The organism is Stappia indica (assembly GCF_001696535.1).
In the GTDB taxonomy this organism is placed as follows: domain Bacteria; phylum Pseudomonadota; class Alphaproteobacteria; order Rhizobiales; family Stappiaceae; genus Stappia; species Stappia indica.
This window is the reverse complement of sequence record NZ_MBQE01000004.1, coordinates 193,245-206,109: the sequence shown is the minus strand read 5'-3', so window position 1 is coordinate 206,109 and position 12,865 is coordinate 193,245. Positions and strand designations below refer to the sequence as shown.

Below are 12,865 nucleotides of genomic sequence, written 5' to 3'. Positions count from 1 at the left end.
CGCGACCGGCCGGTTCGGAGTTTTTCGGGATCTCTATAGGGCGTGATTCTGGATGACCGTCAGATGACGTAGGAGCGCAGGGGCTCGAAGCCATTGAAGGCCACCGCCGAATAGGTGGTGGTGTAGGCGCCGCACGCCTCGATCAGCACCTTGTCGCCGATCGACAGGCTGACGGGCAGCTCGTACGGGGTCTTCTCGTAGAGCACGTCAACGCTGTCGCAGGTCGGGCCGGCGAGCACGCAGGGGGTCTTGCGGTCCTCGTCCTTGTCCGTGCGGATCGGATAGCGGATCGCCTCGTCCATGGTCTCGGCCAGGCCGTTGAACTTGCCGATGTCGAGGTAGACCCAACGGATCTCGTCCTCGGCTTCGGACTTCTTCGAGATCAGGACCACCTCGGCCTCGATCATGCCGGCATCGCCGACCATGCCGCGGCCCGGCTCGATGATCGTCTGCGGGATGCGGTTGCCGAAATGCTTGGCCAGGCCGCGCAGGATGGCCTCGCCGTAGCGCGGCACGCCCGGGACGTCCTTGAGGTAGCGCGCGGGGAAACCGCCACCCAGGTTGACCATCGACAGCACGATGCCGCGCTCGGCCATCTCGCGGAAGATCGCGGCGGCGGAGCCGAGAGCCAGGTCCCATGCCTCGACATTCGCCTGCTGCGAGCCGACGTGGAACGACACGCCATGCGCAACCAGGCCCAGACGATGGGCATGCTCGAGCACCTGCGGTGCCATGGAGGGCGCGCAGCCGAACTTGCGCGACAGCGGCCAGTCGGCGCCGGCGCCATCGCACAGGATGCGGCAGAACACCTGCGCACCGGGAGCGGCGCGGGAGATCTTCTCGACCTCGGCCTCGCAGTCGACGGCGAACAGGCGCACGCCCAGCTCGAAGGCACGCGCGACATCGCGCTCCTTCTTGATGGTGTTGCCGAAGGAGATGCGGTCCGGGCCCGCGCCGGCGGCCAGGGCCATCTCGATCTCCGGCACCGAGGCGCAGTCGAAGGAGGAGCCGAGGCTGGCGAGCAGCGCCAGGATCTCGGGAGCCGGGTTCGCCTTCACCGCGTAGAAGACGCGGGTGTCCGGCAGGGCCCGCTCGAACGCGAGATAGTTGTCCTGGACGATGTCGAGATCGACGACGACGCAAGGCCCGTCGCCTCGTCGCTGCCGGAGGAAGTTCTTGATGCGCTCGGTCATGGCATTCACCCGCAAGTCCGAATTCCGGTACAGGTGCATATGCGATCGCGCCTCCCGCCCGCTTTGGAGACGGGGAGAAAACGGACGCCATATGCAACGGTCGGGTTCAACGCGTGCATGTGCGCAAGCGTGTCGCCGTTCCGCGATTGCTGCCTTGGATTGGATCGGGTGTCCCGAACCGCACGGCCGGCAATGATGTAACAAGTGCCTCTTCAGTGACCCCGGGACTTGGAAACCCGGCAGAGACCAAAAAAGCCCTCTTACGTCGTTGCTTTAAGCCATCCGTTTTGTCGCTCTATTCCGGACAGGTCCGGGCCCTATTGAGCGACTGCCACCTTACGGTTGGACGACCACGGGCACGTGCGAATTTGGGCAAGCGGAGATATGAATCATGAGGCTGTCTTAATCAAGGGAAAATTCCCCCGCGCAGGTGCATTTTTTGCGCATCCCCCATGCATTTCCGCATTTCCTGTGAGTTCTGCCGATGGCCGGGACGGATCGGCCACCGAAAAACGGGCATCACCCCGGCGCCGCAGGGGAATCGGGGCGGGAATCAGCGCGCTCGGGAGCCTCTCCACGACGGGAAAACGCGAACGGCGGGACACGAGGTCCCGCCGCTTGCGCAGTTCGGCAAACCAAGAGAGCAGAGTGCTCAGTCGTTGCCGCCACGCGGGCCTTCGCCGCGCTCGCCGCGACCTTCGCCCTTCATGCCGTGGTGCTTCTCGCCATGCCAGCGCTTGCCGTCATGGTGGCGCTTGCCGCCGCGCGGACGGTCTTCACGCGACAGGGCACCGTCGCCGTTGCGGTCCATGCGGGCCACGAGGCCGGCGAAGGGGCGAGCCGCTTCCTCACGGGTGATGGCCAGGTCGCCATCGCGGTCGAGGCGCTGGAACGCACGGACCATCCGGCTGTCGGTGCGCTCGGCCCAGATCGTGCCGAACTCCTCGAGCGTCAGGGCCTTGTCGCCATCGGCATCGGCCTTGGCGAAGGTGTCGGCACGTGCGGTGCGGATCTCGTCGGGCGTGACGTTGCCGTCGCCGTCCGCGTCGAAGCGCTCCATCATCCGGCCATGACCGCGCGGACCGCCACGGCCCTTGTTGTCATCGTCGCCGGCGCGCCGCTCCATGCGGGACAGCATGCGCTCCATCGGACGGGAGTACTCCTCTTCGGAGATCTTGCCGTCGCCATCGCGGTCGAGGCGCTGGAAGGCACGCACGCGGCGCTCGCTGAACTCGTTCTGGTACGCGACCTTGAACTCTTCCAGCGTCACATTGCCGTCGCCGTTGGTATCGGCGCTGGTGAAGGTCGCCTCCACCTTGGCGTCGATCTCGGCCTGGGTCACCTTGCCGTCGCCGTCGGTGTCGAAGCGCTCCATGAACATCCGGGCCATGTTGCCGCGGCGGCCATGGTGCCAGCCCTTCTTGCCGCCACGATGGGACTGGTGCCAGCCCGGCTTGCCGCCGTCGCGGCCCCAGCCGTGCTTGCCGCCGTCACGGTCGGCAAAGGCGGGCATGGCGGTGGTTCCGACCAGCGCCGCAGCGAGGGCGGCCAGCGTGATCTTCTTGAAAGTCGTCATCGCGTCATCTCCTTGTCGGTCACTGCGATGACACCGGTCTAGCGGTCGGTTGTCGCTGAAATGTGCCCGCAACACCGCCTTTGTGTCGCAAGCTGTGACGGGCCGCCCACCCGTTACATCTGGATACAATTGCGGTTTCCCTGCCCGCGCGTGCGGCGATATCTAGAATGCGAGGGAGACATTGCGAGGCGAAGCGACCATGAGCGAAAGCGGGCCACACATTCTCGTCGTCGACGACCACCGCGATATCCGCGAGTCGCTGGCGCGCTATCTCCGCAAGAACGGGCTGCGCGCCTCGGTGGCGGAAAATGCCGCCCAGGCGCGCAAGTTCCTGAAGGCTGCGGCCGTCGACCTTGTCGTGCTCGACATCATGATGCCCGGCGAAGACGGACTGTCGCTCTGCCGGTCGCTGGTCGAGAGCGGTACGATGCCGGTGATCCTGCTCACGGCGATGGCCGAGGACACCGACCGGATCGTCGGGCTGGAGATCGGCGCCGACGACTATGTCACCAAACCGTTCAATCCGCGCGAGCTGCTGGCCCGCATCCGCGCCGTGTTGCGCCGTTCTTCCCAGGTGCCCAGGCAGCGCGACCCTATCGAGGCCGAGACGCTCGCCTTCGCCGGCTGGCAGCTCGACGTGCCCAAGCGTCTCCTGACGGGGGAAGACGGCGTCGCCGTGCCGCTGTCGACCGGCGAGTTCCAGCTCCTGATCGCCTTCCTGAAGCGCCCGCGCATGGTGCTGTCGCGCGATCAGCTGCTCGACATCACGTCCGGCCGCAGCCCCGCCGCCTTCGACCGCTCCATCGACAACCAGGTCAGCCGCCTGCGCCGCAAGATCGAGCCGGATCCGAAGAACCCGGAGCTGATCAAAACCGTCTGGGGCGGCGGCTACACCTTCACCGCCGAGGTCGAGGACGTGCTCGCATGATGTCCCGCTTCCGCCTGTGGCCCCGCTCGCTTGCCGGCCAGCTCGTCGCGCTGCTGCTGATCGCGGTGGTGCTGGCGCAGGTCATCACCCTTTGGCTCTTCGCCGGAGAACGGCGGGTGGCCTTGGTCGAGCTTGCCCGCAATACCATCGTCTCGCGCACCGTCTCGCTGGTGCGCCTGGTCGAGGCCGCGCCCGAGAGCCAGCATCCGGACATGCTCCGGGCCATCTCCAGCCGCTTCCTCTGGTACTGGATCGACGACGCCCCTGCCCTCACTGACGCCGGACGCGGCAAGACCGACAAGCGGATCGCCGCCATGCTCGGCGAGGAACTCGATGCCGGCAAGACCATCCGGGTCGACGTGTCCCGCCGCGAAGTCTCCCACGCCCCGCCGTCCCGGCGGCGGATCGATGTCGGCGACAGCGAGGGCGAGGACGAGGCGGAAGACCAGCCGGCGGAGCGGCAGGCGGGCAAGCAGGCACCCGAGCGCCCCGCGCCCTTCCACCACGGCAACTGGCGTGCAGCACCCGTGTCGCTGACGCTCTCAATACAGCTCTCGGACGGGCGCTGGCTCAACGGCGCCAGCCGTTTCCGCGTGCCGCGCAACACGCTGCTGCCGGTTTTCGTCACCGTGGCGCTGATGGCCGGCGCCATCGTGCTGGTCATCGGCGTGACGGTAAGCCGCCTCACCCGCCCCTTGCGCGAGCTGGCCGCAGCCGCCGGCCGGCTGGGCCGCGGCGAGGATGTGGAGCCGCTGCCCGAGAGCGGCCCCGCCGAGGTGCGCGGCACGATCCAGGCCTTCAACGTGATGCAGGACCGCCTGACCCGCTTCGTGCGCGACCGCACGCGCATGCTCGGCGCCATCAGTCACGACCTGCGCACGCCGATCACCTCGCTGAGGATCCGCGCCGAGTTCATCGACGACGACGAGAACCGGGAGAAGATGATCGAGACGCTGGACGAGATGCAGCGCATGGTCGAGGCGGCGCTGGCCTTTGCCCGCGACGAGGCCTCGCGAGAGGTCGGCGCGCCAACGGACCTCGGCGATTTCATCGACGCCATCGCCGAGGATTACCGCGATATCGGCCGCCCCGTCGCCTTCGACCCGCCGCAGACGCGCTGCGTCGTCTCGTGCCGCCCGTTCAGCCTGAAACGGGCGCTGCGCAACCTCATCGACAATGCCGTTCGCTACGGCGGCGATGCGGAACTGGCGCTGGCAACGGAAGGGGGACAGGCGGTCATCACCGTGCGCGATCACGGCCCGGGCATTCCCGAGGATCGGCTGAAGGACGTGTTCGAGCCCTTCGTGCGGCTGGAAGAATCGCGGTCGGAGGAAACCGGCGGCATCGGCCTCGGCCTCTCCATTGCCCGCTCCATCGTCCACGCGCATGGCGGCACCTTGATGCTCGCCAATCACCCGCAGGGCGGCCTGGAGGCGCGAATCGCACTGCCGATGGACGATCGCCCCGGCAGGCGCTGACGCGGCGCGTGCCGCGCTTTGCGCCGCCCCCCGTTCGGCGGCACCTTGAGCCCGTCTGCCGGAGCCACGCGTCCGCCCGCAACAGCTCTATGACTCTACGTAAGTTTTTACGATCATCCGACAATCTTACGTTATTTCGACAAGGCTTTCGGTCTCTCAATTCATAAAATTTTAGTACGACCCCCGCGAACTCTCGGATATCGAGAATATTCCCGACGAGATATCTGCCAAGAAGAGAGGACATTCTGGCAGATGGACGCAGCGGCCGGGAATGTTCGCTCTTTCGTACATTTCGAGACAAGGGGAGGACGGGACCCTGTCATCGCGAAATCGCTACATGCCATCGAGGATGGTGCAGAAGGAACGCCGGAGATCGCCCAGGGCAGCGGGCGAGGTACCGGTCATCGTCATGACGATGCGCGGGCCGATGGCTGCCAGCATGACGGATCTCAGCCTGACCGGCTGTCGAATACGTTGCTCGGACCTGCCGGCCTTCGCGCTCAGCGTGCGGATCTCGATCAACGGTCATGGGCTGGAACTGCGCGCCGAGCAACGTTGGCGGCGCGACAACGAGTCGGGCTGGCGGTTCATCTACAGCGACCGGGAGCAGGAGCGACTGAAGGACGCTCTCTATCGGCTCGGGCGCATGGGCAGTGATGCAGAGACCATCACCCAACCGTTTCATCCCTCACGGCGCTAGGTCCGTTCTCCGGCGACCGGCTCTTCGAAAGAAAAAGCCTCCCGACCTGTCGGCCGGGAGGCTTTGTTCGTTTGGCGATGGCGCCGACGTCAGCCGCGGGCGGCGGCCTTCGCCTCGAGGCGGCGGGCATGCAGCACCGGCTCGGTGTAGCCGGAGGGCTGCTCGCGGCCCTTGAACACCAGGTCGCACGCGGCCTTGAAGGCGATCGAGCCGTCGAAGTCCGCGGCCATCGGCGTGTAGAGCGGGTCGCCGGCGTTCTGGCCGTCGACCACCTTGGCCATGCGCTTCATCGTCTCCATCACCTGCGCCTCGCTGCAAACGCCGTGGCGCAGCCAGTTGGCGATATGCTGGGACGAGATGCGCAGCGTCGCCCGGTCTTCCATCAGGCCGACATTGTTGATGTCCGGCACCTTGGAGCAGCCGACGCCCTGATCGACCCAGCGCACCACGTAGCCGAGGATACCCTGCGCGTTGTTGTCGAGCTCGGCCTGGATTTCCTCCGCGGACCAGTTCGGCCGCTCGGCGACCGGGATCGACAGGATGTCGTCGAGGCTGGCGCGACCGCGGGCCTTCAGTTCCTGCTGGCGGGCCGCGACATCGACCACGTGGTAGTGCAGCGCGTGCAGGGTCGCGGCGGTCGGCGACGGCACCCAGGCCGTGTTGGCGCCGGACTTCGGGTGGCCGATCTTCTGCTCCAGCATCGCCTTCATCAGGTCCGGCATCGCCCACATGCCCTTGCCGATCTGGGCATGGCCCGGCAGGCCGCATTCGAGGCCGACGTCGACGTTCCAGTTCTCGTAGGCCTGGATCCACGCCGCCTGCTTCATGTCGCCCTTGCGGATCATCGGGCCGGCTTCCATCGAGGTGTGCATCTCGTCGCCGGTGCGGTCGAGGAAGCCGGTGTTGATGAAGCAGACGCGCGAGGACGCCGCGCGGATGCACTCCTTGAGGTTGACGGTCGTGCGCCGCTCCTCGTCCATGATGCCCATCTTCAGCGTGTCGGCGGCAAGGCCCAGCGCCTGCTCGATCCGGCCGAACAGCCGGTTGGCGAAGGCGACCTCGTCCGGGCCGTGCATCTTCGGCTTGACGATGTAGAGCGAGCCGGCGCGCGAGTTCATGCGCCGTCCGCCGCCGGACGGGCCGCCCGTGCCGATGTCGTGCATGGCGATCAGCGCGGTCATCATGCCGTCGAGGATGCCTTCAGGCACCTCCTTGCCGTCGCGGTCGAGGACCGCCGGCGTGGTCATCAGGTGACCGACATTGCGCACCAGCATCAAGGAGCGGCCGTGCAGGACCGTCTCGCCGCCCGCCGGCGTCGCATAGGTCCGGTCGCCCTCCATGCGGCGCACCATCTCGCGCCCGCCCTTGGAGAACGAGGCGGTCAGGTCGCCCTTGAGCAGCCCCAGCCAGTTGCGATAGGCGACGACCTTGTCTTCCGCATCGACGGCCGCGACCGAATCCTCGCAGTCCATGATGGTGGAGACGGCAGCCTCGAGCACCACGTCGGAGATGCCGGCCGGGTCGGTCTTGCCGATCGGGTTGCTCGGGTCGATGGCGACCTCGATATGCATGCCGTTCTTGACGAAGAGCACGGCCGCGGGCGCAGACGCCTCGCCGCGATAGCCGACGAACTGCGCCGGGTCGGACAGGGTGAGAGCCGCCCCGCCCTCGCCCGTCACCTTCAGCCTGCCGCCCTCGACGGAAAGCCCGGTAACGCTCGCCCAGGAGCCCGACAGCGGCACGCGCTGGTCGAGCAGCGCCTTGGCATGCGCCACCACCTCGGCGCCGCGCGCCGGATCGTAGCCGCCGCCCTGCGGCAGGGAGCCCATGGCGTCGGTGCCGTAGAGCGCGTCATAGAGCGAGCCCCAGCGGGCGTTGGCGGCGTTCAGCGCATAGCGGGCATTGGTGATCGGCACCACCAGCTGCGGGCCGGCGATGGAGGCGATCTCCGGGTCGACATTCTGCGTCGTCACGGAGAAGGCAGCGCCCTCGTCGACCAGATAGCCGATCTCCTTGAGGAAGGCCTTGTAGGCCGTCAGGTCGACCGGGCCGGGATGAGCACGGTGCCAGTCGTCGATCTTGGCCTGCAGCGCGTCGCGGCGCGCCAGCAGGTCGCGATTCTCCGGCGCCAGGTCGTGCACGATGGCCGACAGGCCCTTCCAGAACGCGTCCGCCGTCACGCCGGTGCCCGGCAGGGCCTCCTGCTCGACGAAATCCCGCAGTTCCGGGGCGATCTTCAGGCCGGCAATCTCGATACGGTCCATGGCGGTCGGCACTCCCTGTCGACGTTTCCTGGTATGACTGTTGCTGCGCTCTGTCGGTTGCGTCCGTCGCGGCCATCTCCGGCTTGCGCGGGCAGCACCGTCTTCACAAAAGACGATGCAGGGACACCGGGCAAGCGCTGATGAGGCGCGGTCTGACGGATGAAATCCGAACGGAACGGTTCGAGCGTCATCAAACCGCAGGGACCCTTTCCCGGTCAATCTTGCACAAATCGAAAAGACTTGATCCTCACGGGAAACAATTGCCGCTGCAGGTCAGCCCTGCGTCTGGTGCAATGCCCGGTCCCGCCCGCGTGGCTTGCATAGGCTGGTGCAATTCGTCATACGATAGAGCTGTTTCTTCGATCCCGCGCCGGCGAGACACGTCCATGGTGCGGGCCACCCCAGCAAGTCCGGACGACGGAATGCCCCGGCAACACGGCCGGCGCGCGTCCTGCTCCGGCGCGGACCCATGGCCCCATGTCGCAATCCGGCTCGCCCCTGCTCACGCGTTTCTTCAACCAGCCGATCCTGCTGCTGGTGCTGACCACCCTGTTCTGGGGCGGCAACACCATCGCCGGCCGGCTCGCCATCGGCGAGGTCTCGCCGATGGCCGTCGTGCTACTGCGCTGGATCGCCGTTTCGGGCCTGCTGCTGGTGCTCTACGGACGACAGGTCCGGGCCGAATGGCCGACGCTGCGACGCCACCTACCGATCCTCATCGCCATGGGCATGTTCGGCTTCACGGCCTTCAACGCGCTGTTCTACATCGCCGCCCACAGCACGACCGCCGTCAATCTCGGCATCATCCAGGGCTCCATGCCGATGTTCGTGCTGCTCGGCGCGCTGGTGATCCTGCGCACGCCGATACGGCCGCTGCAGGCGCTCGGCGTGCTGGTCACCATGGCCGGCGTCGCCTTCATCGCCGCGCAGGGCGACCTGTCGCGACTGGCAGGCCTTGAGGTCAATATCGGCGATGCGCTGATGATCATCGCCTGCCTGCTCTACTCGCTCTATGCGGTACTGCTGCGCAAGCGCCCGCCGGTCTCCGGCATGGTGTTCTTCACCGTGCTCGCGGTGATCGCGGCGATCACCTCCGTGCCGCTCTTCGCCATGGAAGTGGCGCAGGGCGCGCTGCAATGGCCGACGCCCAAGGGCTGGCTGGTGATCGCCTATATCTCGGTCTTCCCATCCTGCCTGTCGCAGATCTTTTTCATGCGCGGCGTGGAGCTGGTCGGGCCGGGGCGCGCCGGCGTGTTCATCAACCTGGTGCCGATCTTCTCGTCGCTGCTGGCCGTCAGCCTGCTCGGCGAGCCGTTCCACATGTACCACGCGGCAGCGCTGTGTCTGGTCCTGGTCGGCATCGCGCTTTCGGAGCGAAAGTCGCGCAAAGCCGCCACGGCCATCTGACCGGTCGCACAATCAACATCGAAAATTTCGGAGGACGACGCGAAACGGTCGCGTCATTGTCGAAATGTGGCAAGATAGAGGGGACATGCAAGCGCCCCTCTTCATCGCAGCCATCGCCGGCCTCCTCGTCGTCATCTCGCTCATCCAGCCGCTCGCGCGGCGGCTGAAGGTGGCCCCGTCCGTGTTGCTGGCGCTTGTCGGCACCGCGATCGGCGTGCTCTCGGGCTGGCTGCTCTACACGCCCAGCACCGACGCGTTCAATCAGATCGCCTCCGTCTTCGTGAACCTACCGCTGAACTCGCAGGGCATTCTGCACCTGTTCCTGCCGGTGCTGCTGTTCCAGACGACGCTGACGCTCGATGTGCGCCGGATGGCGGACGATGCAGGCGTGATCTTCGTCATGGCCGTGGTCGCCGTGGTGGTCGCGACCGCCTTCATCGGCTTCGCGCTCGCCCCCTTCACCACGGTGCCGCTGCTCGCCTGCCTGCTGCTCGGCGCCATCGTCGCCACCACCGATCCCGTCGCCGTCGTCGCCATCTTCCGCGACATCGGCGCCCCCGCCCGCCTTGGCCGCCTGGTTGAGGGCGAAAGCCTGCTCAACGACGCGGCTGCCATCGCCCTGTTCGTCATCCTGCTCGGTGCGCTGACCGGCGGTGCGGCGCCGACGCTCGCCGACGGCGTCGAGTTGTTCCTGTGGAGCTTTTCCGGCGGCATGGCGCTCGGCTATGTCGGCGGCCAGGTCCTGGTGCGGCTTCTGCCGCTGGTGCGCGACTTCCGCCTCGCCCAGGTGACGCTCAGCGTCGCGATGCCCTATCTCGTCTACATCATCGCGGAGAATTTCGTCGGCGTGTCCGGCGTCGTCGCCGTGGTGGTTGCGGGCATCGTCATCAATCTGGCCGGTCCTTCCCGCGTCACCCCGGACGGCTGGACCTATCTCAACGACGTCTGGGACCAGATCGCCTTCTGGGCCTCGTCGCTGATCTTCATGCTGGCCTCGATCCTGATCCCCAAGCTGCTGGTCGACGTCGGCTGGTACGACATCGCGCTGCTGGCCATCGTCGTGGCGGCTGCCCTCGCCGCCCGCGCCGTGGTCCTGTTCGGGCTGCTGCCGATGATGAGCCTGCTGCAGCTGTCGCAGCCGGTCAGTACGCCGTTCAAGACGGTGATGCTGTGGGGCGGCATGCGCGGGGCGATCACGCTGACGCTGGCCCTCGGCGTGACCGAGAACCTCGCCATCGACCCGCAGATCAAGCGCTTCGTCGCCGTGCTCGCCACCGGCTTCGTGCTGTTCACCCTGCTCGTCTACGGCACGACGCTGAAACCCCTGATCAAGGTGTTCGGCCTCGACAAGCTGCCGCCGCTGGACGCTGCGATGCGGGCGCAGGTGCTGGCGCTGGCGCTTGCCAATGTGCGCGAAGGCGTGGCGCGCGCCGTTTCCGAATATCACATAGCCCCCGCGGCAGCGGAGGAGACCGACCGGCGCTACCGGGAGCGCCTGATCGAAGCGCAGGGTCTCGACGGAGGGATGGACGAGATCCTCGACCGCGACCGCATTACCGTCGGCCTCGTCTCCATCTCCAACCGCGAGCGCGAGATCGTGCTGCGCCATCTGCGCGAGCGGACAGCCTCCATCCACACGGCGGAAGAGCTGCTGGCCCGCATCGGCCGCATCGCCGACCGCGCGCGCGCCGGCGGCCGCATCGAGTATAACCGCGCCGCCCGCCAGGCCCTCGCCTTTCCGCGCACCATGCGGATCGCCCAATGGCTGCAGCGGAACCTGAAATACGACCGCTGGCTGGCCCGTCTGCTCGGCGACCGCTACGAGATGCTGCTGCTGAACCGGATCGTGCTCGACGAGCTGATCGCCTTTACCAACGAGAAGATCGAGCCGCTGCTGGGGCGCCGTGTGGTGGAGATCCTGACCGAGATCCTGCTTGGCCGCCGCGAGGCGACGACGACGGCGCTGGAAGCACTGCGCCTGCAGTATCCCGACTACGCGGACAGCCTCGACCAGCGCTTCCTGCAGAAGGCCGCCCTGCGGCTGGAGGAAGACGCCTACCGCTCGCTCTACGCGCAGAACCTCATCGGCACCGAGCTGTATTCCAATCTGTCGCAAGGGGTGAACGACAGCCGCGAAGCCGCCGACTCGCGCCCGCAGCTCGACATGGGCATGAGGACGGAGGAGCTGACCGCGCAGCTGCCGCTGTTCCGCGATCTCAGCGAGGACCGCATCCGGGCGATCTCGCGCCTGATGCGGCCGCTCTTCGCGGTGCCGGGCGAGTTGCTGATCCGCAAGGGCGAGCGGGGCGACACCGCCTACTTCATCTCCTCCGGCGCGGTCGAAGTGATCACCGAGCATGTGCGCGTGCGCCTCGGCCGCGGCGACGTCTTCGGCGAGATCGCGCTGTTGACCGGCCAGCCGCGCACCGCCGATGTGCGCGCGCTCGGCTACTGCAACCTGCTGGTTCTCTCGCGCACCGACTTCCGCAGTCTCACCGACAAGGATCCGACGCTGAAGCAGCATATGGCGACCATGGCCGCGCAGCGCCGCCAGATGAACGCGACTGCGGTGGAAGACGACGAGCCCGGCTCCGGCGACCGTGATGCGGCAGACGCCGCGCAGGAGAGCAACTGATTTCTCCGACACGTGAGGGTTACCGGAGACCCTCCTGAAAAATCAGAAATGGAAATTTGATCGCCCCGGTTGAAGGCTTCAGCTTTTCACTAGGCGTGCTTGACGACTCAGGTCGCGCCGATTCTAATTTCGAAAGTCATGAAGTGATTTGCATGACTTTTGTGCGCCAGTGCGCCGCCAAGTTATTTCAATGGCCGGTTTTGCGTCGGGAGGCGACCTTGTCGCCGAGGGAAGACCGGAGCGGCCGCCTGGCGTTTTCCTGAGCCAACGTATTTCATGGGGCAATACATGACCGACGAGCTGAAAAAGGTCGAGATTCACGACTACCAGGCCTTCGGCCAGCTGATCACCGAATATGCCACGGGCGCGAAGCCTTGGCCGGAGACGCTGGAAGGCCTGAAGCAGGCCACCAAGGACATCGCCACCATCCCCGACACCTACAAGGCCCTGCAGGTGATCCAGGCCTGCGAGGAAGTTCTGCTGCTGCGGTTGCCGCCGCGGCGGATGACCGAGGAATCCCTGGCCAAATACGGCGACGCCTCGGCCAAGGCCTATCCGCTGCCGGATTTCTATGCGCGCAAGGACGAGATGAGCGAGCACGATTTCTATCTCAGCCGGGTCGCCGACTACACGATCGCCGTTTGCACGTAAGCTTCCCGGCATCCGGGAGATGCAGAAGGGCCG

General features: G+C 66.6%; 9 protein-coding genes. 6 read left to right on the top strand and 3 right to left on the bottom strand.

Features of this window, described 5'->3' with window-relative positions:
* Nucleotides 1–59: 59 nt before the first annotated feature.
* Entirely contained in the window at nt 60–1,193 is a 1,134-nt protein-coding gene (locus tag BBX35_RS15285; RefSeq protein ID WP_067222640.1) for a type III PLP-dependent enzyme, read from the bottom strand.
* 652 nt (nt 1,194–1,845) lie between these two features.
* Complete coding sequence (locus BBX35_RS15280; protein ID WP_067221861.1) at nt 1,846–2,769, bottom strand: EF-hand domain-containing protein; 924 nt, start codon at nt 2,767–2,769, stop codon at nt 1,846–1,848.
* A 199-nt stretch (nt 2,770–2,968) separates the two neighbouring features.
* Between BBX35_RS15280 and BBX35_RS15275 the strand changes: the two genes are divergently transcribed.
* The 3 genes from BBX35_RS15275 (at nt 2,969) to BBX35_RS23080 (ending at nt 5,875) form a co-directional block, all read left to right on the top strand.
* The gene (locus BBX35_RS15275; protein WP_067221860.1) at nt 2,969–3,697 is read left to right on the top strand and encodes a response regulator; all 729 of its coding nucleotides are present in this window, start codon (nt 2,969–2,971) and stop codon (nt 3,695–3,697) included.
* A complete protein-coding gene (locus tag BBX35_RS15270) occupies nt 3,694–5,175 on the top strand; it encodes an ATP-binding protein (RefSeq protein WP_067221858.1) in 1,482 nt (493 codons plus the stop codon). Before BBX35_RS15275 ends, BBX35_RS15270 begins: the two co-directional genes overlap by 4 nt.
* A gap of 409 nt (nt 5,176–5,584) precedes the next feature.
* Entirely contained in the window at nt 5,585–5,875 is a 291-nt protein-coding gene (locus BBX35_RS23080) for a PilZ domain-containing protein (RefSeq protein WP_341871222.1), read from the top strand.
* An 89-nt stretch (nt 5,876–5,964) separates the two neighbouring features.
* Here BBX35_RS23080 and BBX35_RS15260 read toward each other — a convergent pair whose 3' ends face one another.
* The gene (locus BBX35_RS15260; protein WP_067221855.1) at nt 5,965–8,139 is read right to left on the bottom strand and encodes a malate synthase G; all 2,175 of its coding nucleotides are present in this window, start codon (nt 8,137–8,139) and stop codon (nt 5,965–5,967) included.
* Nucleotides 8,140–8,616: 477 nt separating this feature from the next.
* On the opposite strand from BBX35_RS15260, the gene BBX35_RS15255 reads away from it, so the two are divergent.
* The 3 genes from BBX35_RS15255 to BBX35_RS15245 all read left to right on the top strand — a co-directional run bounded on the left by BBX35_RS15255 (nt 8,617) and on the right by BBX35_RS15245 (nt 12,832).
* Nucleotides 8,617–9,546, top strand: coding sequence for a DMT family transporter (locus BBX35_RS15255; RefSeq protein ID WP_171901466.1), 930 nt, complete (start codon nt 8,617–8,619; stop codon nt 9,544–9,546).
* A gap of 85 nt (nt 9,547–9,631) precedes the next feature.
* Complete coding sequence (locus BBX35_RS15250) at nt 9,632–12,181, top strand: cation:proton antiporter (RefSeq protein WP_083206347.1); 2,550 nt, start codon at nt 9,632–9,634, stop codon at nt 12,179–12,181.
* 288 nt (nt 12,182–12,469) lie between these two features.
* Nucleotides 12,470–12,832, top strand: coding sequence for a hypothetical protein (locus BBX35_RS15245; RefSeq protein ID WP_067221852.1), 363 nt, complete (start codon nt 12,470–12,472; stop codon nt 12,830–12,832).
* Nucleotides 12,833–12,865: the final 33 nt, after the last annotated feature.

What these genes read in the sequence shown, in the direction of transcription:
- BBX35_RS23080 (WP_341871222.1), top strand. Translation starts at nt 5,585, where the DNA reads ATGACGATGCGCGGGCCGATGGCTGCCAGCATGACGGATCTCAGCCTG.
- BBX35_RS15255 (WP_171901466.1), top strand. Translation starts at nt 8,617, where the DNA reads ATGTCGCAATCCGGCTCGCCCCTGCTCACGCGTTTCTTCAACCAGCCG.
- BBX35_RS15245 (WP_067221852.1), top strand. Translation starts at nt 12,470, where the DNA reads ATGACCGACGAGCTGAAAAAGGTCGAGATTCACGACTACCAGGCCTTC.
- BBX35_RS15280 (WP_067221861.1), bottom strand. Translation starts at nt 2,769, where the DNA reads ATGACGACTTTCAAGAAGATCACGCTGGCCGCCCTCGCTGCGGCGCTG.
- BBX35_RS15285 (WP_067222640.1), bottom strand. Translation starts at nt 1,193, where the DNA reads ATGACCGAGCGCATCAAGAACTTCCTCCGGCAGCGACGAGGCGACGGG.
- BBX35_RS15260 (WP_067221855.1), bottom strand. Translation starts at nt 8,139, where the DNA reads ATGGACCGTATCGAGATTGCCGGCCTGAAGATCGCCCCGGAACTGCGG.
- BBX35_RS15270 (WP_067221858.1), top strand. Translation starts at nt 3,694, where the DNA reads ATGATGTCCCGCTTCCGCCTGTGGCCCCGCTCGCTTGCCGGCCAGCTC.
- BBX35_RS15275 (WP_067221860.1), top strand. Translation starts at nt 2,969, where the DNA reads ATGAGCGAAAGCGGGCCACACATTCTCGTCGTCGACGACCACCGCGAT.
- BBX35_RS15250 (WP_083206347.1), top strand. Translation starts at nt 9,632, where the DNA reads ATGCAAGCGCCCCTCTTCATCGCAGCCATCGCCGGCCTCCTCGTCGTC.